The organism is Bradyrhizobium sp. 187 (genome assembly GCF_023101005.1).
GTDB lineage: Bacteria > Pseudomonadota > Alphaproteobacteria > Rhizobiales > Xanthobacteraceae > Bradyrhizobium > Bradyrhizobium canariense_D.
Window position 1 is genome coordinate 1,608,081 of the sequence record NZ_CP064693.1, and the last position, 24,045, is coordinate 1,632,125.

Consider the following 24,045-nt stretch of genomic DNA (forward strand, 5'->3'; position numbering starts at 1 on the left):
GGCCGCGCAAATCAAGAAACCGCCGGCAAGCGATCCAGGTGTTTATCCAGGGTCACCGGGTATTCACGGACACGGACGCCGGTTGCGTTGTAAACTGCGTTGGCAATTGCGGCGGCAACTCCGCATATGCCGAGTTCGGCCACGCCCTTTGCCTTCATGGGCGAGACCTTGTCGTCAGCCTCGTCGAGGAAAATCACTTCCTGATGCGGTATGTCGGCATGAACCGGCACTTCATAACCGGCCAAGTCGTGATTCACGAAGAACCCGCGCCGCTTGTCGACCGCGAGTTCCTCCATCAAGGCGGCTCCCGCGCCCATGGTCATGGCTCCGACGACCTGGCTGCGCGCGGTCAGCGGATTCAGGATTCGGCCGGCTGCGCACACCGCGAGCATGCGGCGGATCCGGATCTCGCCTGTGAAGCTATCGACGGCAGCCTCGACGAAGTGGGCACCGAAGGTCGACTGCTGGTAGCTCTTGTCGAGGCCGCCCCATTCCATCTTGTCCTCGCCCAGCAGATCTCCTTGGCAGACGGCGTCCGTAAGCTTCGCAGAACGATTGCCGCTAAGCACATGCCCATCCGAGAACGTAGCATCGGCCGAGTTGAAGCCGAGCCGCTGCGCAACGGCTTCCCGAAGCTTTACGCATGCCGCGTAAACACCCGAAGTCGAACAGTTCGCGCCGAACTGTCCTCCGGATCCGGACGAAACAGGGAAAGAGGAATCGCCAAGCCGAACCACGACCTTGTCGAGGTCGACCCCCATCATCTCGGCGGCCGTCTGCGCGATGATCGTATAGCTGCCGGTGCCGATGTCGGTCATGTCCGTTTCGACGACAACCACCCCGTCCGTTCCCAGACGAACGCGCGCCTCCGAAGGAATCAGCAAATTGTTGCGGAACGCGGCTGCTGTGCCCATGCCCACCAGCCATTGTCCGTCCCGCACCGCGCCCGGGGACGCGTTTCGGCGTTGCCAGCCGAACCGCTCGGCCCCCTCGCGCAGGCAGCGCACCAGATTGCGCTGAGAAAACGGACGGTCCGGCTTCTCGGGGTCGACCTGGGTGTCGTTCCGCACGCGTAGCTCGACCGGGTCCAGACCAAGCTTCTCGGCCAATTCGTCCATCGCGATCTCGAGCGCCATCATGCCTGGCGCCTCGCCAGGAGCGCGCATCGCGTTCCCTTCCGGCAGATCCAAGACGGCGAGGCGCATCGCTGTCAGGCGATTGGCGCCGGAATATAGCAATCTCGTCTGATTGGTTGCCGTCTCCGGTTGACCCTCAGGAAGATCTCCGGAGCCGCTCTCGTGCGCCATGGCGACGATGCGTCCATCAGGGCCCGCCCCGATCCTGATACGCTGCCGGGTGGCGGGGCGGTGTGTGGTGTTGTTGGGAATGAGCGCCCGCTGCAATGCGACTTTCACCGGACCGCCGGCGGCCTTCGCTGCCAGCGCGGCCATCACCGCATCCGAGCGCAGGAACAGCTTGCCGCCGAAGCCGCCTCCTATGTACGGCGACACGAAGCGGACGTTCTCTTTGGGGATGCCGATGGTGGTCGCGAGATCCGTCCTGCCCCAGTCGATCATCTGGTTCGACGTCCACACCGTGAGCTTGTCGCCGTTCCAGGCCGCGATCGAAGCGTGAGGCTCCATCATCGAATGGCTCTGGTCGGGGGTCGTGTAGAACTCGTCCAGCTTCACCGGCGCCTGAGCAAAGGCCGGCTCGAAGTCGCCGACGCGACTTTCGGGTGGCCCCTGTTTTTCGGGACTGTTCGGGTCCTTCGCAAGGGGTGCGGCCTTCAGCGCGTCTTCGAGATCGAAGCTGCCTTCAGAGGGCGTGTATTCGATCCGTAGCAGCCCGGCTGCCGCCGTCGCCTGTTCGAACGTTTCCGCGACAACCACCGCGACCGCCTGATGGTAGTGGTCGATCTCGGGACCGCCGAGCAGCTTGGCCGTGTTGAATTTTCCCTTGCCGAGCTTGCCGGCGCTCTCGGCCGTGACGATGGCGATGACGCCAGGCTCGCGCTGCGCCTCCGCCAGGTTCATGCTCTTGATGCGTCCCTTGGCGACCGCCGACCCCACGATGACACCGTAGGCCGGATTGGTCACGACGTCGTGGTGCTCATATGCGTAGGTCGCTTTCCCGGTGGTCTTCAAGGGGCCATCGATGCGGGGATGAGCGCGACCGACGACACGCAAGCGGTCGATGGGGTTGGTTTCGGCGGGTCTGTCGAACTTCATCGCTGCCTCATTTCGTTCATGGCGGCGGCCACGGTCCGCTCGACCAACGGTAATTTGAACGCGCTGGCGTTGGTGGGTTTTGCATCGGCGAGCAACCTTGCGGAGAAGGGCTTTGCACCTTTAGGAAGCTCAGCTTCGGCGGCTTCGACCCGCCACGGCTTATGGGCGATGCCGCCGACGGCTACCCGCCCGGTCCCGTCGCGCTGCAGGATTGCAGCGACGGAGACCAGCGCGAAGGCGTAGGACGCGCGGTCGCGCACCTTCCTGTAGATGTGCGTTCCGCCGATGGGTGGCGGCAACGTCACCCCGGTGATCAGTTCACCTGGGGTGAGCGTCGTCTCGATGTGAGGGGTATCTCCGGGCAGGCGATGGAATTCTGCGATCGGAATCTTGCGCGTCTGCCCTTTGTCGTCGACCGTCTCGATCTGAGCGTCTAGGACTCTCATGGCGACGGCCATATCGGAGGGGTTGGTCGCGATACATGCTTCGCTCGATCCGATGACCGCCAGTTGTCGGCTGACGCCTTCGATCGCGGCGCAACCGGAGCCGGGGCTTCGCTTGTTGCACGGCTGATTGGTGTCGTAGAAGTAGGGGCAGCGCGTGCGCTGGAGCAGATTGCCGGCGGTCGTCGCCTTGTTGCGGAGCTGGCCCGAGGCGCCGGCGAGCAGCGCACGGCTGAGGAGCCCATAGTCCCGCCTGACGCGCATGTCGGCGGCAAGCTCTGTGTTTCTGACCAACGCGCCGATGCGGAGTCCGCCGTCCTGGATATTCTCGATCTTGTCGAGACCGAGACCATTGACGTCGATGAGATGACGGGGCGTCTCGATCTCGAGCTTCATCAGGTCGAGAAGATTGGTGCCGCCCGCGATGAACTTCGCACCTCTCGTTTGCTGGGCCTTTGCAGCCGCGTCTTGAGGCGAAGCGGCTCGTTCGTAGGTGAATTCCTTCATGTGCTGCTCCCGGCGACCTCGGCGATTGCCTCGGCGATATTGGAGTAGGCACCGCACCGGCAGATGTTGCCGCTCATGCGCTCGCGCAACTCGGTATTCGTCAGTTCAGGTGAAACAGTCAGGTCGCCGCTGACGTGGCTCGGGATTCCCGACTTGATCTCGTCGAGCACCGCCACCGCCGAGCAGATCTGCCCGGGCGTGCAGTACCCGCACTGGTAGCCGTCGTGTTTGACGAAGGCCGCCTGCATGGGATGAAGGCGCTCCGGCTGACCCAATCCTTCGATCGTGGTGATCCTGTCGCCTTCGTGCATGACCGCAAGCGTCAGACACGAATTGATGCGCACTCCGTTCACGATCACGGTGCACGCCCCGCATTGGCCTTGGTCGCAGCCCTTCTTTGTTCCGGTCAGACGGAGATGCTCGCGCAAGGCATCGAGAAGCGTCGTGCGGGTGTCCAGTTGAAGGCTGGACGGCTTGCCGTTCACCTCGAAGGAGACAGCGGCTTGCGGCGCTTTCTGACTCGCCGCTTGCGATTGCGCCGGTGCGCCTGGGACGACGCCGATCATGGCGGTGGCCGTGCCGGCGGCGAGAAGGCGCCGCCTCGAAACTTCCAGTTCGGATTTGGGCATGTCTTCACCGCTTCGTTCTCTGTGGGTAGCTCGGGGGGCGGTCGCAGGTGCGGTTCCGCTGCCGAACAATTCCCGAAGCGCGCGCAAGTTCTTGCGAGCGGTTCGCATGCCACGATGAATGTTTTTCATGTATGCAACGCCGGGCTATCAACAGCCGCCTCATCCTTGAGCGATCGGCAACTTGCACGCCATGCGCAGTAGGCCAAGAGCGCAGAGGCACAAAGGATAGTGGCGCTAACGCTGAAGGTGCTTTCGTAGCCGCTGCCGTCGTAGAAGAAGCCGCCGATAGTGGCGCCCAAAGTGATCGCCAACTGGATGATGGCGACCATGAGCCCTCCGCCACGTTCGGCATCGTCGGGCAGCATCTTGCTTAGCCAGGTCCACCAGCCGACGGGCGCGGCTGTGCCGATCAACCCCCACCCGGCGAGCAGTGCCGCGACGGCCGGGACCGCCCCTCCGAACAAGATGAGTCCGGTTGCAATCAGCGCCATGAACAGCGGCATCGCGATCAGAAGTCCGTAGAGCCGGGTCTTCAGGAGCAGACCGATCAAGGAGGTCCCCAGGAGACCGGCGATGCCCATGATCAGCAGCAGCGAGGAAAGCGTGGATACGCTCACGTGAGTGACCGCTTCAAGGAATGGGCGCACATAGGTGAACAGCGCGAACTGCCCCATGAAGAAGAACGCGACTGCGATCATCCCCAGGCCGACCTTCGGCAAGCGAAGGATTCCGAACACGGAGCCCCTGCGGCTGTCGTCTGCGGCTGGCATCGAGGGGAGCGTGAGAAACTGCCAGGGCAGCGCGAGCGCGGCGAGCGGAACGACTGAAAAGAAGGCTCCGCGCCAGCCGATGTACTGGCCGAGAAAGCTTCCCAAGGGAGCGGCAATCGTGGTCGCCAGCGCGTTTCCGCCGTTGAAGATGGCCAGCGCTCGTGGGACCTCGCTTTCGGGAACGAGGCGCATCGCGGTCGCCGCTGACATCGACCAGAAGCCACCGATGACGATCCCGATCAGGGCCCGTCCCGCCATGAAGATGGTTTCGTTCGGCGCGAGCGCCACGACCAAGCCGGACACCATCATGAGGAGCGTGAGAGACAGCAGCACGATCCGCCGGTCGATGCCGCGCGTCGCCCGCGAAATGAACAGACTCGCAAGAACGGCGAATATGCCGGAGACGGCGATGGCCTGGCCCGCTCGACCTTCGGTGATGTGGAGCTCCGCGGCGATCGGCGTCAGGAGACTGACGGGCATGAATTCGGACGCGATCAGCGTCGCGACGCAGAGAGTGAGGGCGAAGACCGCGCCCCATGCCGGCGCTTCTCGCCGGACGGCGCCGTCCTCGAAAGTAGCTTGAACTGTCATTGTAGCCTCGGAAAAACTGCTCCGCACCCGATCGGCCGGATCCAGACGGCCATTGGCCGCCGATCTCAGATAAGCCGGAGCGAGTCTCGGCAGCAGCCCGAGGCTATCGGATGTTCCATTGAGAAGGATTCATCGATCTGGCGGCCTTACAGGCCGAGCGGCCGTAACTCCCGGACGAGATCGATAAAGAGCCGGAGCGCGGCCGGAACCTGCCGTCGGCTCGAATAATAGATGTGGAAGCCAGGCCCGAGGGGCGCCCACTCCTCCAACACAGTGCGCAGCGTGCCGTCCCGCAGGTCCTTCCGTACCATCGGCTCGGCCACGTACATGAGCCCCGCCCCGTCTCGGACGGCGACCAATCCGATCTGCCCTTGATCAACAGTCATCCCGCCCGGAACATTGACCTCGATCTTCTCGTCGCCGCGTTCGAACTCCCAGCGATAGATGCTCTCGTCCCCGATCCTGATCTTTACGCAGCGGTGAGATTGCAGGTCGCCGGGATTCACCGGAGTGCCCATGCGGTCGAGGTAGGAAGGAGCCCCGACGACGAGCCAGCGGATATCGGCGGACAGACGCTGCGCGACCATGTCCTGCGGCACTGTGCCTCCGTACCGGATACCCGCGTCGTAACCGTTTTCGATGACGTCGATCATACGGTTGTTCACCGAGAACTCGATCTCGACCTCGGGGTACCGTTCCAGGAACGTGGCCATCACGGGTCCAACGAGAAACTCGGCAGCTTCCGTCGGTACGCTCAACCGCACCCGACCCATTGGCGCGTCGCGAAAGCGGTTGAGAACGTCCAGGGCGCTGCCGATCTCATCGAAGGGCCGCGCAAGCGCCGACTGCAACGCCTCGCCCGCGGCGGTAAGCGTTACGCTGCGGCTTGTCCGGTTGAGCAGTCGAACCCCAAGACGCTCCTCCAAGCTGCGGAGCGCGTGGCTTAAAGCGGAGGCTCCGATGCCGAGTTCGATCGCGGCGCGTCGGAAATTCCGGTGCTTGGCAATCTCCAGAAAATAGGAGAGGTCGGCGAGGTCCGAGCGACGAAGCTGCATCTCAAGCGCGTGTATCCGGCGGCTGCCCGACTGCCGGGCGAGCAAGGGTCGAGGTTGGCCTATTGTCCGGCGGAGTCAACAATGCTCGGCGGCCGAGGCGCGGAATTGGACTTTCCCGGACTGACGGACGGGTGCTCACCGCAGTCCTTACAGCCCCCTATGGTCTCGCCCGCGCCGCCCGCGGGCGTTCCGGCCGCCGCCCGAGATGACCTCGGTGAGGGCTAGATCGACGGCGCGGGCCGGACAATTATGCATCGCAAAAATGGTCGGACGGGAAAGGCCCCGAACTGCCCCGACATCGCCGGACGTTGACGACCTTTTCAGCAGATCAGGTGGTACACAGCGGTGGTCACAATATCCGACCGGGCTTTTAGGGAATCCTTGTTTTTCGCTGGCTTTTGCGCAATCGGGGCATCGGGGATGGGAGTCCCACTCTCTCCGCTGCGGTAAGATTCAAGCGGCGTGTTTTCGAGGCGTAAGCCCCTGCCCAAAAGGGACGAAGGTCCCAGCCGCGGGTGAGCTCGACGTGACGATCGGACAGGATCCAGAGGCGCACGGTTTCCTAGCGAGCGCTTTTATAAAGGAACAGATCTCCGGCCAGGTCGTCGAACTCGCTTAGACCGGATTCGGTTGCGATCGAGCCGGACCAGCGATGATTTCTGCTCCGTTCGAAGTCGAAGCCTCGAGCCCGTAATACTTCTTGACCTTTACATGCGACCTGAGGTTTTTGGGGCGGTACGGCAGCCGCTCATAGTAGTGCTGCACGCCGCCGTTGACGGCAAATCGCTCGAGAACGGTGGAATGCAGGATCGCTTCGTCCTGGACTTCGCGCAGACCTTCGTCCCATTTGAAGCGGCCGCCCAGGTAACCGGGCTCGCGCTCGTCGTGCTGTGGACCGAGCGGATCCGGATGCAGTTTCAGGTAACTGTCGTCTACCTTGATGCCGAAGCCATCGGGTGTCTTGCCGTCGGGCAGATTTCTTGCCGCATGCACCATCCATCCGAGTGAGATGTCGGAAAGCCGCGCTTCGTTTTCCGGATAACTACCTCCGACATCGGAATGGTTGCCGGCAAACCAGACCTGCTGCAGCCAGTCCGGATATTCATAGGGACGTTCCGGACCTTTGTTGTGTGATCCGCCCCAAGGAACCCGAGCAAAGTCAGCGCGGTTCTCGTCGATGGACATGGCGTGGCGCGCGTACCAGACAGCATTGTTCAGGTGCAGGTCGTAGAATTTCATTTTCGGCGAAGCGAGATGCAACGTCTGCCAGAACGTATAGCCGGGGAGGCTCACGGCGGACTTCAGGTGCGTGGCGACGTAGCCTATTCCCGCGACAGCCGCCGCGCCCCCGGCCGCCCATAGGAAGGTCGGCAGGAATGGGAACAGGAAAAATGACTGCGCAAAGCTTAAGGCGGCGATGACACCGGCGGCGCCACCCACCAGAGCGGCGGAGAGGGCGTAGCTGCCGAGCGATGCGACCGTGTCGAACACCCCGACGAAGAACGGAACGGCATTGGCAGCGCCGTCGGCGTCGCTGCCATATTGCTGGCGAAAGTGCGTTGCCAGCGCCTCGCGTTGAGGCAGGTACTTGGTGTCCTTCGGCGAACTGACGTGCTGGTACACTTTCTTTACGGCGTCGCGTGCGATGCGGGTGGTCGTGCCGACATCGCGCCGCAACGGTGAGCCGTCGGACATCGTCGTCGGTACGCCGCACTGGCCGAGCACGGCGGCAAGACAGCGGACCGTGTAGGCACCTCGGCTGAACCCGAAGAGGAAGATCCGGTCGCCCGGCTCCCACATCCGGATGATCGCGGCATAGCAGTCGATGATGTTGGTGGTGATGCCGAGGCCGGTCGCCTGGCTGGCCACATTGTGCAGCCAGCGATAGGCGCGCGTGACGAACAGCGCGCCGCCCGGCGGTTGGGAGCCAAGGCCGGCGTCGTAGAAGGCGAGCTGCTCCCGCGGGTCGATCGCTGTGTCGGGGCCGCAGCGCGTCGCCCGGTACAGCTTGTAGACATTGGAGCGGTTCTCGTCCGGACGCAGGCCGCCGGCCTGGCCGGTGCCGTCGGAGAAGATCAGGATGTTCTTTGGCATGGCGTCCTCGCCGGTCAGAGTGAGTGGAAGGGAACGAAGGGCTCGGCCTCGCGGTCGAAGAAGTGGCGCCGCAGTTCGGGCAGTTGTTCGCGGGCCTCGGTGAACCCGCGGTTCTTCATCTCGGCGATGCGTTCTGCGTCATCCATCGTGTAGCGGCCGGCAGGCGCGGTTTGGTCGATGCGCCAGATCGCGCGGTGGTCATGGCTGTCGCCGGTAACGATCTTGGCCGTCCCGAGCGCGCTGTGCGACTGGCCCGCCATGAATAGGCGCGCGATCGAGGATGCCATCGGAAGCTTGCCCTTCCACCGCGGCGGTGCCTTCACGTCGTTGATGGTGCCGATGCTGAGGATCTTCAGCCTGTCCGCCGGCCAATTCAGCATCCCGACGGCCTCGATCGTCGCCACGCCGATCGGGTTGTTCGCCCAGACGCCGCCATCGACGAGTTCGATCGCGTCGTCCGTTATGTGGGGCTTGAGGAATGTAGGCGCGGCCGCCGTCGCCATCGCCGCATCCAATGCGCGGACACGGTAGTCGGTCTCGAGCCGCCGGTGATGGGCCGTCTTGTAGATGTAGACGCGCTCGAGCATCGGATGCCATGCCGGAATCACCAAACGAGTGCGGCTTTCGCCGAGCCGGCGCTCGCCGAGGATGTCGGCGATGGCGTCGTGCAGCGCCTGCGACGAGTATTTGGTTCCAAACCAGTGCATGGCTCCGCGCAGCCGCTGCCGAACGAAGTTGCCGACCAAGCCGTGCTGCTGATCGAAGATCGCCGGTCCCCGCTCCTCATAGAGCTTCAGGATGTCCTTGGCCGACAGCCCGAGGCCCAAGGCAATCGCGATGATGCCGCCGGTCGATGTGCCGGCGATCAGGTCGAAGTAGGACCCGACCGGCGACCTCAGGTGATCTTCCAGCTTGGCGAGGAGGGACGGGGGAAACACGCCGCGGATGCCGCCGCCGTCGATCGACAGGATCTTGTAGGTGCGCGTTTCGTCGCTCATTCTTCGTTTCCAATCTCGCATTCGTCGGGCCGGCGGATTCCCAGCCGACGCCGGCCTTGCCGGGTGCGGGAGGCTTCCCCCGGATGCATGCCGCCGCCCTTCCACTCTCCCGACTCCAGCCAGTCTTCGAAGTAAAACAGCCAGAGAGACGTCCAGGGCACGATGGTTTGGTCGAGCCGCAACCACGGCTGCCATTCTCGCGTCCCCGGCAAGTAAAGGCAGAGGCGCGTGGGGTTGCGGTAAATGTGGGGAAGGTCGCGGTCGCTGGCGAGCAGCTCGATGTCAGGGTCGTCGACGAAGACCCTGGGCGACGCGTCGCAAGCCATCTCGATCCGGATCAGGTAGTCCCGGCTCAACGGCGTTGGCGACGTGGCGTAGGCCCACGTGAAGCTGCCGGCCCGTAGGGCGCCGGCGCCTGCGCTGAGGGGATTGCCCTGCAGGTTCACGTATTGCTGCGCCATCGTCAGCGCTTTCGGTCGTCCGAGCCGCATGATGTCAGGGCCCATCGCCGAAGAAGGTGTTGGCGCGAACCGGAGTCGCGCTTGCCGCGGTACCCACGATCAGGCCCGCCGGCCGCGAGACCGAGAGGCGGTTCGTGGCGCGCGCGGTGTCGACGCGTTCGGTCAGGGAATCCATCGCCTTGTTCGCCGGCGCCGTGCCGAAGATGTCGCCGAGGAGACGCCGCACCTGGTCAAGGCCCCGCGCGCCGGCGAGGTGCTCGACGTCGGCAACGACCTTACAGTGCCATGCGAAGAAGGCGCTCGCACGCTCGGGGTGCTTGTTCCACTTCTCGCAGAAGTTTTCGCCGGCAGTGGTCTGATTCCAGAGGCACCACATCACGCGCCCCTCGACCGTACTGGTCTGCAGCATCTGCGGCATCCGGCTGAGCACATCGACGATCAGGTCGAGCTCGTTGTCGTACTCAGAGGTGCTGACGCACATTTCATAGGCCCGCGACGCCAGCGTCGTGATGATGATCGAGAGTGGTGCGAGCCCTTGGTCGTCATCGATGAAATGGACGTCACGGTGGCGCTTGGCGATCTGCACGATTCGGCGCAGGATGCCCTTCAGCCGCTTCTCCTCGGGGTACGGCTCGACCTGCGCGTCGGATCGGGCGCTGTCGAATGCCTTGCCGAACACCGACCGAATGCGCGGCAGAAGCGCTGCCCGTCGCTCGAACTTGGCGCGGTAGCCTTGCGGATTGGACGCTTTCCACATCTTCAGCGTCTTGTCGGGAACGAGCTCTCCACCCAGGCGGCATTCCGGATTCGGGATCGAGGGCGTGATGTCGAGGTGGAATTCGTTGGCGTAGTCTAGGCGCCAGCACCGCGGCATCTCGACCAGCAACCCTGCATAGTTGCCGTTGCTGCGGAGTCGGTCGCCGATCCGCTGCTTGAGCAGCGCCGGAGTGACCGCGAGATCAAGGTCGGGCACATGCGCGACCAGGTCAACGTCGTGCTCGTTGGCTCCGATCGGCTTCACGGCCGTGCCGATGGCAACCGATCCCTGAAGCCTGATTGCGATCGATGCCAACAGCCAGTCGTCCGATCGGGCCAGCCAGTCACCGACGCGTTCATATCGCTGCTTTGCGAGGTCGCGCTGATAGGAGGACGGCTCCACGTACTGGCAGACCTCCTCGATGAGGCCGACCAGTTGCGTCTGGCGCAACTGCGCCCGCTCTGCTATGTAATTCATTGTTCCGACACCAGTTTTCGAGTTACTTGCCCCCGGTTGCCTCTCGAAACCGGTCGCCTCTACAACTGAATGCCCGCCAGCCGGACCTTTCGGACTCAAAAAATCTTTGTCCGAAATGATTTTTCAGCCGGCATAGGAAGCGTGAAGTTATGGATCTCCTTGGCGCGCCTTCTGCCGAAGCTGCGGCTCCTCCCCCGGATCACCTTACCTATGACGAGGTGGTCTCGGCGCTGGATGGGCTGACCCCGCTAGATCTCGCTCGGCTCGATGCAATTGAGCGGCGTCACCTCGAGGGCACGGACTTCGCGGATGGCGACTTGCTTCAAGAGGCTGTGTGCGCCGCGCTGTTCGAGGAGAAGACGTGCCCCCGATCCATCCTGTTCATTGCCTTCCTGGCTCAGTCGATGCGGAATATTGCGAGCAGGCGGCGCAAGCGGCTCCAGAAGCAGGTGGCACCTGAGGATGCCAGGACGGACGACGGCGGCAGGAAGACAAGCGACGGCAAGAGTAAGTCGCCGCTGAAGGATGCGTCGCCGAATCCGGAGCAGGGCATGATGGAAGCGGAGCAGGACAGGCGGGCATCGGAAGTCTGGACGGTGCTGAATGCCCACTTCGGCCCCGACGAGGAGATGAGCATGGTGCTGCTGGGCTGGGAAAATGACATGAGGGGCGAGGAACTCCGCGATTTTGTGGGCATCGACCAGGCTCGCTTGGATTACGTGATCAAGAAGATCCGGCGCATCGGTCGCCGGGAATACCCGAGGGGATGGCGGATATGAGCAGAGATCCAACCGACCTCGAACGGCTGGCAAAAATCGGCAAGGCCATCGACGACAGCATTCTCGACGCATCCGAAGCCGACCTTCGTGAAGATTTCAAAGAGGCGGGCGATGATTTCGACAAAGCTGCCACGCGCGCCGGCTCGGCCGTAGAAGAGGCCAAGGCGCGCGCGGCTCGAATGCGCTTCAAGCAAGCTCAGGACGAGGTGAACGCGTTTCGCGACCAGCAGAATGTCAAAAGTCTGGATCTTGAAAAGGCGCGCCGACGGCTGGATGGAATGAGATCTGGCCGCGTGACGGACGCCATGATGGCCGCGCGTAAGGGTGGCAAGCTGTCGGAACGCGACGAAGAGGGGCTACTTAACGACTTGGCCCAGCTACAGGCGCTCGAAAACGAGGACCAGGAAGAAGGGGAAGAATGACGCCAGCGGAGCGCCTGCTCATCGGACTTGGAATCACTGAGCCCAAGGACATCGACCTCGATGCCATCGCTTGGACCCAGGGCGCGGTAGTCAACTACAAGCCGATCGACAATTGCGAAGCCACGATCGTGGGATCAACGCGGCATGCGGTGATCTCGATCAATTGTCTCAGCATGCGTCAGCGCCAGAGATTTTCGCTAGGGCACGAGCTTGGGCATTGGCACCATCATCGCGGACAGGTTCTCTTCTGCGGCAAGAACGATGTCTGCAACTTCAAGCACGACGCGCTCAATCCAGAGCGCCACGCCGACGAGTTCGCATCCGACCTGCTTCTGCCTAATTTCATGGTGCTTCCCCGCTTGCGCAAGATGAAGCGGCTCATGTTAATCGCGTCCAGAGAATTGGCCGAGGAATTCGACGTCAGCCTCACCGCTACGCTGGTGAAGATGACGGTCCTGAACCATTTCCCCATGGTCATCGTTTGCCACAACAAGCGGGAACGGGTCTGGTACCAGGCGGCTCCGATGATTGCGCCGTGGTGGCGACCTGTCAGGCAATTGGACGACCAAACGTTCGCCGCTGACATGCTATTCCGGGGTGCAGGCGAGCAGACCTTTCCTAGAAAGAACCCGGCGGACGCTTGGTTCGACTTCAAGGGGTGCGACCGGCATATGGTGGAAGAGCAGTCGTTCCTTTTGCCCGACGAGGAGATCCTGACGGTGCTGACATTGCCGCAGCAGGCGATCGCACATTAGTCCGCCAGTGCGACGTCGATCAGGTTCGCAGATGCGTCTTGCGCCCATTCGCCAAGCGTGTCCACACAGCCAAAAGACCCCTCGGGGCTTTTTCGCGCTCATAAGCAAGATTGCGAAAATCCAAGTGGATTTGGTAAATCAAATCAGTGATCTACGAAATCGAGTCACTCTTAAGGGCGGCGATCGAGTCACTCTTATTCGGGAATCGAGTCACTCTTTTGGTGTCCGCACAAAGTGCTTTCATTGGTGGGCCCGGCAGGACTCGAACCTGCAACCAGACCGTTATGAGCGGCCGGCTCTAACCATTGAGCTACAGGCCCCGCCGCGAGACGGCCGCGAAAGCTGCGGCCGGCAACGGTGCGCGGTTCGTTTACAGGGACGGAGGCGGGGGTGCAATGCTGGCGCCGGCGGTTGCAAACGTTGGCGCGGCAAGCCTTGGGATTTTTGAATAACCGAAATTGGCGATGATGCCCTTATAGTCCTGTTTTGCCCGACGGCGCAAGCCCATCTCGCCGAGCCTTCGTCCCCGCCCTCTGGCAATCGCGCCAGGGGGCTCGGTTTTCGATTCTGTAACCCCTTGTAATGCCAAGATCTTTCTACTGTGCATGGGGTTGTTTTCGCACATTTTGTTGGAGAGGGGTCTTCCGATCCCCTCCGATGTCGCGTTGGCGCGCTGCAGGCGCGCGGCAGTTCCGCAGGCCTAGTCCACCGACACGCCGGCGAACTCCACCACCTTGCGCCACTTCTCGGTCTCGTCGGTGACGAGCTTGCCGAACTCGGCCGGCGTCATCGGCTTGGGGATGCCGCCGGTCTCGGTGAGGCGCGCGACCAGCTTCGGGTCCTTCAGCGCCTCGTTGACGGCCTTGTTGAGGATCTCGATCACGTCGGCCGGCGTGCCCTTCGGCGCGGAGATGCCGTAGAAGCCGACCGATTCGAAGCCGGGCAACGTCTCGGCGATCGCGGGCACATCGGGCACGCTCGGCCAGCGCTGCGGCGAGGTCACGCCGAGCGCGCGGACATTGCCGCCCTTGGCCTGCTCCATCGCGGAGGGCAGGTTGTCGAAGATCAGCTGCACCTTGTTGGAGATGATGTCGGGGAAGGCGATCGCAGATCCCCGATAGGGCACGTGCACCATGTCGCACTTGCTCATCACCTTGAACAGCTCCGCCGACATGTGCACCGAGGTGCCGTTGCCGGACGAGGCAAAGGAGATCTTGCCGGGATTGGCCTTGCAGTAGTCGATGAACTCCTGAACCGTCTTGGCGGGAAACGCGTTGGAGACGACCAGCATGTTGGTGAGCTGCATGATGCTGGCGACCGGCACGGTGTCGCGCAGGAAGTCGAACGGCAGCTTCTTGTAGAGCGAGGTCGAGATCGCGTTGTTGGGCGCGACGAACAGCAGCGTGTAGCCGTCCGGCGGCGAGGCGATCGCGGCAGCGGCCGCGATGTTGCCGCCCGAGCCGGTGCGGTTCTCGACGATGAATTGCTGGCCGAAGCGGTCGGTCAGCCACTGCGCCATGATCCGCGCCACGATATCGACCGGGCCGCCGGCGGAGAAGCCGATGATCCAGTGCACGGGACGGTCGGGATAAGCGGCGGAGGCGGGAGGTGCGGCGCCCAACAGCGTTGCAAGGAAAACCAGCCCGAAAACACTGTTACGCAAAATTCGCAACATGACGCCTCCCATTGTTCTATTGTCGTTGGGCTGCATGCTTTCACAAAATCGGGGCGCTGCCTACATCGCCGCAAGTCGATGTTGACGCGCCCCCGCCGGGACCGACCATGAGATTCGCTTTTGTTTTCCTGCTCGGCGCGGCGCTGCTTTCAAGCCCCGCCGCCGCTCAAACCGGAGCCAACGCCATTCCGACCAACACACCCAGCCTGACGATCAGCTTGGGCACTGCGACGCCCGGCGGCGGCTTTCCGCTCTATGGCAACGCCTTTGCGCAAGCGATGAACGCAGCCGATCCGCAAACCATCATTGCCCCGCGCAACACCAAGGGCAGCAACGAGAACATCCCGCTGCTGGAGAAGGGCGAGCTCGATCTCGCTCTGGTCGCGGGCGAGCCGGCCTATGAAGCCTTCGCCGGCATCGGCCGTGCGAAGGTCTCGTTGAAGATTCTCACGGCGATCTATTCCAACCCCGGCATGTTCGTGGTGCGCGCGGACAGTCAGTACAAGACCATTCGCGATCTCGTCGGTCAGCCCGTCGCGTTCGGCGCCAAGGGCTCCGGCCTGCCGATCCTGGCGCGCTACGTGCTCGATGGCCTCGGCCTGAAGCAGGACGAGGACTTCAAGGCGATCTATCTCGACCGCGCCGGCGACGGCCCCGCGATGGTCGAGGATGGCCGCGTCGCAGCACTCTGGGGCGCCGGCATCGGCTGGCCCGGTTTCGCGGCGGTGGCCTCGAGCGTATCAGGCGCGCGCTTCATCGCGCCCAGTGCCGAGGAGATCGCGCGCATCCGCGCCAAGCATGCGTTCCTGAAGCCGCTCACCGTGCCGGCCGGCAGCTACCCGAACCAGTCCGAGCCGATCGCCTCGCTCGGCTCCTGGAGCTTTGTGCTGACACGCGAAGATTTGCCTGACGATGTCGCCTATCGCCTGGCGAAGACGCTTCACGGTGTCGAGCCGACCTTCTGCAAGCAGCTCGCGCAAGCCTGCGAGACTACGGCCGCGAACACCGTCGCCGCCGCGCCGAAGCCCGAGCTGATCCATCCCGGCGTGATCAAGTACTTTCGCGAGATCGGGGTGGTGAAGTAGCGCGCTTCCTTCCTTCTCCCCCTGTGGGAGAAGGTGGCGCGAAGCGCCGGATGAGGGGTATCTCTCCGCGAACTCAACAGCGAGTTGGACTCGCGGAGACGACCCCTCACCCGGCTTCGCTTCGCGAATCCACCCTCTCCCGCAAGGGGAGAGGGTGCACCGTCAGCGCGGCGTCGCTACACCCTCACTTCTTCACCATCGCACACGCCGGGTCCGGCGGACCGAACGCCTTGTCGCCCGAGATCGTGGTGAGGATCTTGTAATAGTCCCACGGATATTTGCTTTCCTCCGGCGTCTTCACCTGCACCAGCCACAGATCGTGCACCATCAGATTGTCTTCGCGTAAGCGGCCGTTGCGGGCGAAGAAATCCTCGATCGGCTTTTCCCGCATCTTGGCGGCCACCTTGAGCGGATCGTCGGTGCCGGTGTCCTTGATGGCGTTGAGATAGTGCATCACGCTCGAATAGACGCCGGCCTGCCACATCGACGGCATCTTGTTCATCTTGGCGAAGTAGCGCTTCGACCATTCGCGGGTCTTGTCGTCCAGGTCCCAATAGAACGACGTCGTCAGCAACAGCCCTTGGGCGGCCTGCAGGCCGAGGCCGTGGATGTCGGTGATCAGCGCAAGCAGTGCCGCCATCTGCTGGCCGCCCTTGAACACGCCGAACTCGGAGCCGGTCTTGATCTCGTTCATGTTGTTCGGCGGACCCGCCGCGATGCCGATGATCTTGGCCTTGGAGGACTGCGCCTGCAGCACGAACGAGGAGAGGTCGGGCGTTGCCAGCGGCGGCTTCACCGAGCCCAGCACCTTGCCGCCATTGGCGGTCACGACCGCCGAGGCGTCGCGCTCCAGCGAATGGCCGAAGGCATAATCGTCGGTGATGAAGAACCAGCTGTCGCCGCCGCGCTTGACCACCGCGTCCGCGGTGCCGACCGCGAGCGCGCGGGTGTCGAACACCCACTGGATCGCATAGGGCGAGCAGAACTTGCCGTGGAAATCGGCGGTGCCGGTGGAGTGGGTGATGAACAGCCGCTTCTTCTCGTTGGCCATGTTCTGCACCGCGAGCCCGACCGCGGAGACCGGTACGTCGACGATCAGATCGACCTGGTCGACGTCGTACCAGCGCCGCGCGATGGCGCCGCCGATATCGGCCTTGAGCTGGTGGTCGCCGACGACGATGCTGATCGGCTTGCCGAGCACGGTGCCGCCGAAATCGTCGATCGCCATCTGCGCCGCCGTCACCGAACCCTGGCCGGTCGGCGCCGAGGCCGGACCGTTCATGTCGGTGAGCACGCCGATCTTGACGACGTCGTCGGACACCTGCGCCATTGCGGCGCCCGGCAGCAGCGTCGCCGCCAGGAACGTCGCTGCAAAGCCGGCAGCGACCGGCAGTCCAAATCTCGTTGGCTTCATATTTGTCCTCCCCTGATCCGGCGCGTTGGCCGGTGTACCCCCGGGTATGGCCCGGCTGAATTGGTTTCTTTTGCAACTATTTGGGGGCGGGCGTCAACGTCAGGCGGCGAAGCGGATTTGTCCGGCCGGGGAGGGATCGTAGCCGGTCAGCTCCTCGGCGCGCTGGAGCAACCGCTTTTCGCCGAGGAACCGGATCAGGCCCTTCATAGCGGGGCGGAAATAGCTGCGCTGCCGCATCGCGAGGTCGAAGTTCTCCCAGACCAGCGGCACGAAATCGAGGCCGGCCGAGCGCGCGGACGCACGCGTCGCGAGGCCGCAATCGGCCTGTCCCGCGCGAACGATCTCGGCGAGATCCGGCCCGGTCAGGGCCGGCATCTCGATCCGGCGCAAATCGCGCGTCGAGGCGCCGGCGCGCTTGAGCAGCACATCGAGCAGCATCTGCGCGCCCGTGCCCTGTTGCCGCATCGCCATCCTGGCGCCGAGCGCGAGCACGTCGGAAAGGCCGCGCAGCCGCTTGGGATTGCCCGGCGGCAGCACGAGACCCTGCTCGCGACGCACGAACGCGACCAGCAATGCATCATGCAGGTCCGGAGCGTCTCGCAGGACCGTTGCATTGGCGTCGGCGGCGAGATTGCCGTCGGCATCGAGGCTGTGGAAGTGCACCGCCACGGCCATCACCTCGTCGCGCTGCAAGCGCTCGAGCCCGCGCGCGCTGCCCTCGCTCATCGATCCCAGGCCCGAGCCGGATTCGCGCAGAGCCCAATCCAGCAGCTCGTCCTGGCTGCCGCCGACGACCGGCGGCGGCTCAGCGATCAGCATGCCGGCCGGGCGCGCCAGTCCGGACAGCACCCAGAGGTCGAGCTCGTGCCGCGGGAAGAGCCACTTTCCGGTCACCTTGGTGCATGGGATCGCGCCGGTGGTGACGAGTTCGTAAAGCTTGCGTTCGCCAAGCCGAAGATAGTCGGCGGCTTCGCTGGTCGTCAGGAATTCCATCCTGCATTCCTATGCAAATTCTTGCTTCTTTTTGACGTTCGACGCAGGTGGAATTCTGCATTTCAAGTTTTGTCCGCCACGACCATGCCCGATCATCTCGCTGCTTTGCAACACATCCCCACGCGCGATCTCTGCCTTGGTGAACGATCCTGAATCGCTCGCGTGGTGCGGATCTTGCGGTCTTCGCGCGCGGCGCATTGCCGGAATTTCCCGACGCTGCGGGCACAATGTGCAAACGCGTCACGAGTGCGGCGCAATCCATCAGCATCATGATCGCGTCATAGCCAGTGGGAACCCGATCATGGCCGTCCGCCGCCTCTCCGTTGCACTCGCGCTTCTCTGCGGCCTCGTCGCCGGCGTTACAGCGTCATCCGCGGAGGACCGCGCGATCGTGCTCGCCACGACCACAGCGACGCAGGAGTCCGGCCTGCTCGACTATCTGCTGCCGATGTTCCGTGAGAAGACCGGCATCGAGGTGACGGTGATCGCGCGGCGCGCCGACGAGGTGCTCGAGGGGGCACGAAGGGGCGAAGTCGACGTCGTGCTGATGCATGCACGGCCGCAGGAGGAGAAATTCGTTGCCGACGGTTTTGCGGTGAAGCGCTTTGACGTGATGTACAACGACTATGTGCTGATCGGGCCGAAGAGCGATCCCGCCGGCGTGAAGGGCAAGGACATCGCGACCGCGCTGAAGGCGATCGAGGGCAAGGGCGCGCCGTTCGTGACGCGCGGCGACCGCTCGGGCACGCATGCCGCAGAGCTCGCGCTCTGGATCGTCGCCGGCATCGACATCGCCCGTACCAAGGGCGCATGGTATCGCGAAGCCAAGCAGGACATGGCCTCAGCCCTTGATGCAGCGCGCACGGCGAACGCCTATGTGCTGTCCGACCGTGGCAGCTGGATCGCTTTTCGGGATCGCGGCGATCTCGACATCGTCGTCGAAGGCGACAAGCGGCTGCTCAATCAGTACGGCGTGATGCTGGTGAACCCCGCGAAGTTTCCGAACGTCAAGAAGGAATTGGGGCAAGACTTCGTCGACTGGCTGATCTCGCCGGACGGGCAGGCGGCGATCGCCGGATACAAGGTCGACGGACAACAACTGTTCTTCCCCAATGCGGACAAATCGGGCGGCTGACGTTCGTGTCGCCAGCGGTTGCCAAACCGGGCGATGCATGGTCCATCATGGCGCATGACCCAGCGCCTGCCGCCATCGCTGACGCCACTCGACACCGCGCTCGCCGCGTTGCTGAAGGGGCTTGATCCGCTCACGCCGGTGGAGTTGCCGCTGAGCGAAGCGGCCGGCTGCATCGCCGCGGGCAATCCGCTGCTCGCGCCTCGACCATCCTGTGACGTCGCTGCCGCGGACGGCTGGGCGTTATGCGCCAATGATCTGGTCGGCGCGTCCTCCTATTCACCGCTGCCGCTGCCGACAGCGCCCGCCTGGGTCGATGCCGGCGACGCGATGCCAGCGGGATGCGACTGTGTGCTCGATGCTGACGCAGTCGAGGTGTCTGGTCCGCTCGCCCAGGTGTTGGCGGAGGGCGTGCCGGGGCAGGGCGTCAGGCGCGCAGGAAGCGACATCGACGGACGAACGCCTGCCGCCGCAGAGGGGTATCCGGTCGGTCCTGCCGCTCTTTTGCTCGCGCGCGCCGCCGGGCTGGACCGGCTGAGCGTGCGCCGTCCGCGGCTGCGCATTGTCAATGTATCAGGTGCAACGCTGACCATGCATTTGATCGCGGACATTGCTCGCGCCGCTGGACTGGATGTGCAGACGAGCGAGGCCGGCGCGCGAGACGCGGGATCGATCGCGGAGACGTTGGGGACGCCTACCTGCGATCTCCTGCTGACGATCGGCGGCAGCGGCGTCGGTCGCAAGGATGCCGCGGTCACGGCGCTGGCCCAGGGTGGTGACGTGATCGCCCATGGTCTTGCGCTCCAGCCCGGACGCACCGCCGCGATCGGGCGGCTGGGAACCATTCCTGTCGTCGGCTTGCCCGGATCGCCGGACCATGCGCTCGCGGTCTGGCTCGCGCTCGTGCTGCCGCTCGTCGACCTTCTGTCGGCGCGGCAGCCGCGCCGACAGATAGTCTTGCCGCTCGCGCGAAAAATTGCATCCAGCGTCGGCATCGCCGAAATGGTCCTGCTGGCCGAGGAACATCATGCGTGGGTGCCGCTTGCGGTAGGAAAATGGCCGCTCCAGGCAATGGCCCGTGCTGATGCATGGCTGCTTGTTCCCGCCGGCCACGAGGGATTTGCAGCGGGCGCGCCGGTCGATGCCTATCTGATGCGGGAATGATATGGGTTTAGCATGACCATGATCCCGCAATCGCAAGTCCGCAGCGCACTCGAACAGGAACAGTTCCTGAAAATCCTTTCCCGCGAGGAGGCCCAGGCACGCTTCGAGGCTGCGCTGTTCCCTCGCGCGATCTCAAGCGAAAGACGCAAGCTCGCAGCAGCGCTCGGCGCGTCGCTTGCTGAAGACATCACTGCGCCAATCGACGTGCCACCGTTCGACCGTTCCAACGTCGACGGCTTCGCGGTGCGCTCAGCGGACCTTGCGACAGCCGGCGAAGGTGCGCAAGTTCGCCTCGGGCTGAATGGCGAGACTATTCACTGCGGCACCGTACCCGCGCTGCAGGTGGCGGCGGGAACGGCAACGCCGATTGCCACCGGCGGTCCGCTGCCGCGCGGTGCCGATGCCGTGGTCATGGTCGAGCATACCCAGCCGGCGGGATCGGCCACCATCGACGTCCGTCGCGCCGCCTCGCCCGGGCAATTCATATCCTACGCAGGATCCGATATCGCGCGCGGCGAGGCGCTGCTGCGCGCCGGCACGATCGTGGGCTCGCGCGAGGTGGGCATGCTGGCGGCTTGCGGTCTTGCCGAGGTGAGCGTCGTGCGCAAACCTCGTGTGGCCGTGATCTCCACCGGCGACGAACTGGTTCAGCCCGGCGAGGTGCTCGCGCCTGCTGCGATTTACGATACCAACGGCGCGATCGTCACTGCTGCGATCGACGAGAACGGCGGAGAGGCGGTTTTCCTCGGCGCCATTCCCGACGACGAAGCTCAGCTCGAAGCCGCCATGCGGCGTGCGCTGGCGGACGCCGACATGCTAGTGCTCTCCGGCGGCACGTCGAAAGGCGCCGGCGATCTGTCTCATCGCATCATCGGCCGGCTCGGCCAGCCCGGCATCATCGCGCATGGCATTGCGCTCAAGCCCGGCAAGCCGCTGTGTCTTGCGGTGTGCGACGGCAAGCCGGTGGTGATCCTTCCCGGTTTTCCGACCTCGGCGATGTTCACCTTTCACGACATGATCGTGCCGGTGTTGCGCAAAATGGCCGGACTGCCGCCGCGCTCCGATGCCAAGGTGAACGCGACCGTGCCGGTGCGCATTGCTTCCGAGCTCGGCCGCACCGAATTCGTCATGGTCTCGCTGGTCGAAGGCAAGGACGGCTTGATCGCTTATCCCTCCGGCAAGGGGTCCGGTGCGATCACGTCGTTCGCGCAGGCCGACGGTTTTCTGCGCATCGACGCACTCGCCGACCAGATGCCGGCCGGGACCGAAGCCGAGGTGACGCTGTTCACGCCGCATGTGCGGGTGCCCGATCTCGTCATCGTCGGCAGTCATTGCGCCGGCCTCGATCTCGTCACGGCGCAACTCGCGCATGCCGGGCTGACCGTGCGCTCGATCGCGGTCGGCAGTCTCGGTGGACTTGCGGCGGCGCGGCGCGGCGAATGCGATCTGGCGCCGATCCATCTGTTCGACGACAAGAGCGAGACCTACAATGCGCCTTACCTCGTCGAAGGTCTCGAACTCGTGCCGGGCTGGCGACGGATGCAGGGCATCGTGTTCCGCAAGGGCGACAAGCGTTTCGAAGGCCACAGCGCGAAGGACGCCGTCGTCGCGGCGCTCGCTGATCCCTCCTGCATCATGGTCAACCGCAACCAGGGCGCCGGCACGCGCATCCTGATCGACCGGTTGCTCGGTGGTGCGCGCCCGGAAGGCTACTGGAACCAGCCACGCTCGCACAACGCGGTGGCCGCGGCGGTCGCGCAGCATCGCGCCGACTGGGGCATGACCATTGCGCCGGTCGCCAAGGCGGTCGGCCTCGGTTTCATTCCGCTCGCGGAGGAGCATTATGACTTCGCGTTGGTGACGGCGCGGAAGCAGCGTCCGGCGGTGCGGGCCTTTCTCGATGCGCTCGGCTCGGACGAAGCGCGTGCCGCGCTGGAGCGGGCCGGATTCCGGCCGGCGTAGAGCTTGGTTAGGACGCCGCATCCAGTGCGGCGAGCCGCTCGGCTTCCGCGATATCCTCGACCGTATTGGCATTGAAGAACGGATCGAGCGGTTCGCTCGGCCACGTCACGGTCGCGAGCGGATAACGCGCGGTCCAGCGGTCGATCTTGCGGAGATCCTCGACCACCAGCGCGTGACGCAGTTCGTCTCGCAAGCCAACGCGCCACAAGCCTATCACCGGATGCGACTGGCCGCCCGACGCCGCAACGGCGAGCTCGGCATTCGCCGCGATGCGTTCGTCATGCAAGCGCGCGACCAGATGGCGCGGCAGGAATGGACAGTCGCCGGCGGCACTGAGCACCCATTCCACCTCAGGCCGGTTCGCCGCGGTCCAGTCGAGCGCGGCAAGGATGCCGGCGAGTGGACCGGGAAAGCCGGGCACGTCGTCGGCGACGACCTGCAAACCGAACGCGGCGAAGCGGGCGGGATCGCCGTTGGCATTGAGGATCAGCCCGCTGCATTGGGGTGATAGGCGCGCGATCACGCGTTCCAGAATGGTGCGGCCGCCAATAGTGCGCATCGGCTTGTCGCCGCCGCCCATGCGCCGCGCGAGGCCGCCGGCGAGCAGCACGCCTTGCGTGGTCGGACAGCTAATCGTCACCACCTTCACCCTTGCGCTTGTGCTTGGCCGATTCCTCCTCGACATAAGCGAGGTTCTGGTCGTAGACGATGCGCTCTTCCCCCGACAACGCGATGAAGCGTTTGCCGCGCGCGCGGCCGACCAGCGTCAAGCCCACCTGCCGGGCGAGATCGACGCCCCAGGCGGTGAAGCCGGAGCGCGACACCAGGATCGGAATTCCCATGCGGACCGTCTTGATCACCATCTCAGAGGTGAGCCGTCCCGTGGTATAGAGGATCTTGTCGGATGCATCGACGCCGTGGCGGTACATCCAGCCCGCGATCTTGTCGACGGCGTTGTGACGGCCGACATCCTCGGTGTAGCAGAGCGGCTCCCCCTCCCTGCACAGCACGCAGCCGTGGATCGCACCGGCCTCCAGATAGAGCGAGGGCATGGTGTTGATGGTCTGCGTCATCTGGTACAGCCAGGAGGTCCGCAGCTCCGCCTTCGGCAACGCCACGCTCTCGACCGCCTCCAGCAGATCGCCGAAGGCGGTGCCCTGCGCGCAGCCCGATGTCTGCGTGCGCTTCTTCAGCTTGGCTTCGAAATTGGTGTGATGCTCGGTGCGCACCACCACCACCTGGAGGTCGTCGTCGTATTCGACCTCGGTGACCGCGTCATTATACTTCAGCATGTTCTGGTTGAGCAAATAGCCCAGCGCCAGATATTCCGGATAGTCGCCGATCGTCATCATGGTGACGATCTCCTGCGAATTCAGGTAGAGCGTCAGCGGGCGCTCCACCGGCACCTTGATCTCGATTCTGGCGCCGGACTGGTCGGTCCCGGTCACGCTCTCGGTGAGGCGCGGGTCGTCGGTATCAGGGACGATCAGGGGCACTGGGGCTTTGTCGATCTTCATCATGGCCGCGACGTTAGCATGACATTCGGGTCAAGCCGATATAAGCATGCTAGCGAAAGAACGAAATGCCGCCTTTTCGTCATTGCGAGCGAAGCGAAGCAATCCGGGCTGCCGCTGTGGATCCATTCCTAGAT

Annotated in this window: 21 protein-coding genes and 1 tRNA gene; 7 read left to right on the forward strand and 15 right to left on the reverse strand. The window is 64.0% G+C overall.

From position 1 onward, the window contains the following. Nucleotides 1-11: 11 nt before the first annotated feature. The 9 genes from paoC to IVB19_RS07840 form a co-directional block, all read right to left on the reverse strand. On the reverse strand, nucleotides 12-2,231 hold the full coding sequence (gene paoC / locus IVB19_RS07800; RefSeq protein WP_247821236.1) for an aldehyde oxidoreductase molybdenum-binding subunit PaoC: 2,220 nt from the start codon (nucleotides 2,229-2,231) through the stop codon (nucleotides 12-14). Then, nucleotides 2,228-3,181, reverse strand: a complete 954-nt coding sequence (locus tag IVB19_RS07805; protein WP_247821237.1) for an FAD binding domain-containing protein — start codon at nucleotides 3,179-3,181, stop codon at nucleotides 2,228-2,230. The genes paoC and IVB19_RS07805 overlap by 4 nt, the downstream gene beginning before the upstream one ends. Then, complete coding sequence (gene paoA, locus IVB19_RS07810; protein WP_247821238.1) at nucleotides 3,178-3,810, reverse strand: aldehyde dehydrogenase iron-sulfur subunit PaoA; 633 nt, start codon at nucleotides 3,808-3,810, stop codon at nucleotides 3,178-3,180. The genes IVB19_RS07805 and paoA overlap by 4 nt, the downstream gene beginning before the upstream one ends. Before the next feature lie 125 nt (nucleotides 3,811-3,935). Then, nucleotides 3,936-5,171, reverse strand: coding sequence for an MFS transporter (locus IVB19_RS07815; protein ID WP_247821239.1), 1,236 nt, complete (start codon nucleotides 5,169-5,171; stop codon nucleotides 3,936-3,938). 146 nt (nucleotides 5,172-5,317) lie between these two features. Then, on the reverse strand, nucleotides 5,318-6,226 hold the full coding sequence (locus IVB19_RS07820) for a LysR family transcriptional regulator (protein WP_247821240.1): 909 nt from the start codon (nucleotides 6,224-6,226) through the stop codon (nucleotides 5,318-5,320). A gap of 615 nt (nucleotides 6,227-6,841) precedes the next feature. Continuing rightward, on the reverse strand, nucleotides 6,842-8,320 hold the full coding sequence (locus tag IVB19_RS07825) for a T6SS phospholipase effector Tle1-like catalytic domain-containing protein (protein ID WP_247821241.1): 1,479 nt from the start codon (nucleotides 8,318-8,320) through the stop codon (nucleotides 6,842-6,844). A 14-nt stretch (nucleotides 8,321-8,334) separates the two neighbouring features. After that, nucleotides 8,335-9,318, reverse strand: a complete 984-nt coding sequence (locus tag IVB19_RS07830) for a CBASS cGAMP-activated phospholipase (protein WP_247821242.1) — start codon at nucleotides 9,316-9,318, stop codon at nucleotides 8,335-8,337. Further along, the gene (locus IVB19_RS07835) at nucleotides 9,315-9,779 is read right to left on the reverse strand and encodes a type II CBASS E2 protein (RefSeq protein WP_247442217.1); all 465 of its coding nucleotides are present in this window, start codon (nucleotides 9,777-9,779) and stop codon (nucleotides 9,315-9,317) included. Before IVB19_RS07835 ends, IVB19_RS07830 begins: the two co-directional genes overlap by 4 nt. Before the next feature lie 34 nt (nucleotides 9,780-9,813). Further along, on the reverse strand, nucleotides 9,814-11,013 hold the full coding sequence (locus IVB19_RS07840; protein ID WP_247821243.1) for a nucleotidyltransferase domain-containing protein: 1,200 nt from the start codon (nucleotides 11,011-11,013) through the stop codon (nucleotides 9,814-9,816). 149 nt (nucleotides 11,014-11,162) lie between these two features. On the opposite strand from IVB19_RS07840, the gene IVB19_RS07845 reads away from it, so the two are divergent. Genes IVB19_RS07845 through IVB19_RS07855 form a run of 3 tightly spaced genes read left to right on the forward strand, consistent with a single transcriptional unit; the run spans nucleotide 11,163 to nucleotide 12,969 of the window. After that, entirely contained in the window at nucleotides 11,163-11,792 is a 630-nt protein-coding gene (locus IVB19_RS07845) for a hypothetical protein (protein ID WP_247442221.1), read from the forward strand. Further along, nucleotides 11,789-12,214: a hypothetical protein gene (locus tag IVB19_RS07850; protein WP_247442223.1), complete on the forward strand. Its 426-nt coding sequence runs from the start codon at nucleotides 11,789-11,791 to the stop codon at nucleotides 12,212-12,214. Before IVB19_RS07845 ends, IVB19_RS07850 begins: the two co-directional genes overlap by 4 nt. After that, on the forward strand, nucleotides 12,211-12,969 hold the full coding sequence (locus tag IVB19_RS07855) for an ImmA/IrrE family metallo-endopeptidase (RefSeq protein WP_247821244.1): 759 nt from the start codon (nucleotides 12,211-12,213) through the stop codon (nucleotides 12,967-12,969). The genes IVB19_RS07850 and IVB19_RS07855 overlap by 4 nt, the downstream gene beginning before the upstream one ends. A 244-nt stretch (nucleotides 12,970-13,213) precedes the next feature. On the opposite strand, the gene IVB19_RS07860 is transcribed toward IVB19_RS07855, so the two are convergent. Together IVB19_RS07860 and IVB19_RS07865 are read right to left on the reverse strand one after the other, a co-directional pair. Then, nucleotides 13,214-13,289 (reverse strand) — tRNA-Ile (locus IVB19_RS07860). 380 nt (nucleotides 13,290-13,669) lie between these two features. After that, the gene (locus IVB19_RS07865) at nucleotides 13,670-14,644 is read right to left on the reverse strand and encodes a Bug family tripartite tricarboxylate transporter substrate binding protein (RefSeq protein ID WP_247489629.1); all 975 of its coding nucleotides are present in this window, start codon (nucleotides 14,642-14,644) and stop codon (nucleotides 13,670-13,672) included. Nucleotides 14,645-14,751: 107 nt separating this feature from the next. Between IVB19_RS07865 and IVB19_RS07870 the strand changes: the two genes are divergently transcribed. Next, entirely contained in the window at nucleotides 14,752-15,729 is a 978-nt protein-coding gene (locus IVB19_RS07870; protein WP_247363727.1) for a TAXI family TRAP transporter solute-binding subunit, read from the forward strand. Between the two features lie 184 nt (nucleotides 15,730-15,913). On the opposite strand, the gene IVB19_RS07875 is transcribed toward IVB19_RS07870, so the two are convergent. Together IVB19_RS07875 and IVB19_RS07880 are read right to left on the reverse strand one after the other, a co-directional pair. Continuing rightward, a complete protein-coding gene (locus IVB19_RS07875; RefSeq protein ID WP_247489626.1) occupies nucleotides 15,914-17,143 on the reverse strand; it encodes an ABC transporter substrate-binding protein in 1,230 nt (409 codons plus the stop codon). 99 nt (nucleotides 17,144-17,242) lie between these two features. Beyond that, a complete protein-coding gene (locus IVB19_RS07880; RefSeq protein WP_247821245.1) occupies nucleotides 17,243-18,136 on the reverse strand; it encodes a substrate-binding domain-containing protein in 894 nt (297 codons plus the stop codon). Between the two features lie 301 nt (nucleotides 18,137-18,437). On the opposite strand from IVB19_RS07880, the gene IVB19_RS07885 reads away from it, so the two are divergent. Genes IVB19_RS07885 through IVB19_RS07895 form a run of 3 tightly spaced genes read left to right on the forward strand, consistent with a single transcriptional unit; the run spans nucleotide 18,438 to nucleotide 22,394 of the window. After that, nucleotides 18,438-19,271: an ABC transporter substrate-binding protein gene (locus IVB19_RS07885; RefSeq protein WP_247489623.1), complete on the forward strand. Its 834-nt coding sequence runs from the start codon at nucleotides 18,438-18,440 to the stop codon at nucleotides 19,269-19,271. Nucleotides 19,272-19,325: 54 nt separating this feature from the next. Further along, complete coding sequence (locus tag IVB19_RS07890) at nucleotides 19,326-20,432, forward strand: molybdopterin-binding protein (RefSeq protein WP_247821246.1); 1,107 nt, start codon at nucleotides 19,326-19,328, stop codon at nucleotides 20,430-20,432. Between the two features lie 12 nt (nucleotides 20,433-20,444). Then, nucleotides 20,445-22,394 (forward strand): molybdopterin biosynthesis protein, encoded by a 1,950-nt coding sequence (locus tag IVB19_RS07895; RefSeq protein WP_085359758.1) that lies wholly within the window; start codon nucleotides 20,445-20,447, stop codon nucleotides 22,392-22,394. Between the two features lie 7 nt (nucleotides 22,395-22,401). Here IVB19_RS07895 and mobA read toward each other — a convergent pair whose 3' ends face one another. Both mobA and fdhD read right to left on the reverse strand, forming a co-directional pair. After that, nucleotides 22,402-23,079, reverse strand: coding sequence for a molybdenum cofactor guanylyltransferase MobA (mobA, locus tag IVB19_RS07900; RefSeq protein WP_249799859.1), 678 nt, complete (start codon nucleotides 23,077-23,079; stop codon nucleotides 22,402-22,404). Next, on the reverse strand, nucleotides 23,024-23,914 hold the full coding sequence (gene fdhD, locus IVB19_RS07905) for a formate dehydrogenase accessory sulfurtransferase FdhD (RefSeq protein WP_018456157.1): 891 nt from the start codon (nucleotides 23,912-23,914) through the stop codon (nucleotides 23,024-23,026). The genes mobA and fdhD overlap by 56 nt, the downstream gene beginning before the upstream one ends. Nucleotides 23,915-24,045: the final 131 nt, after the last annotated feature.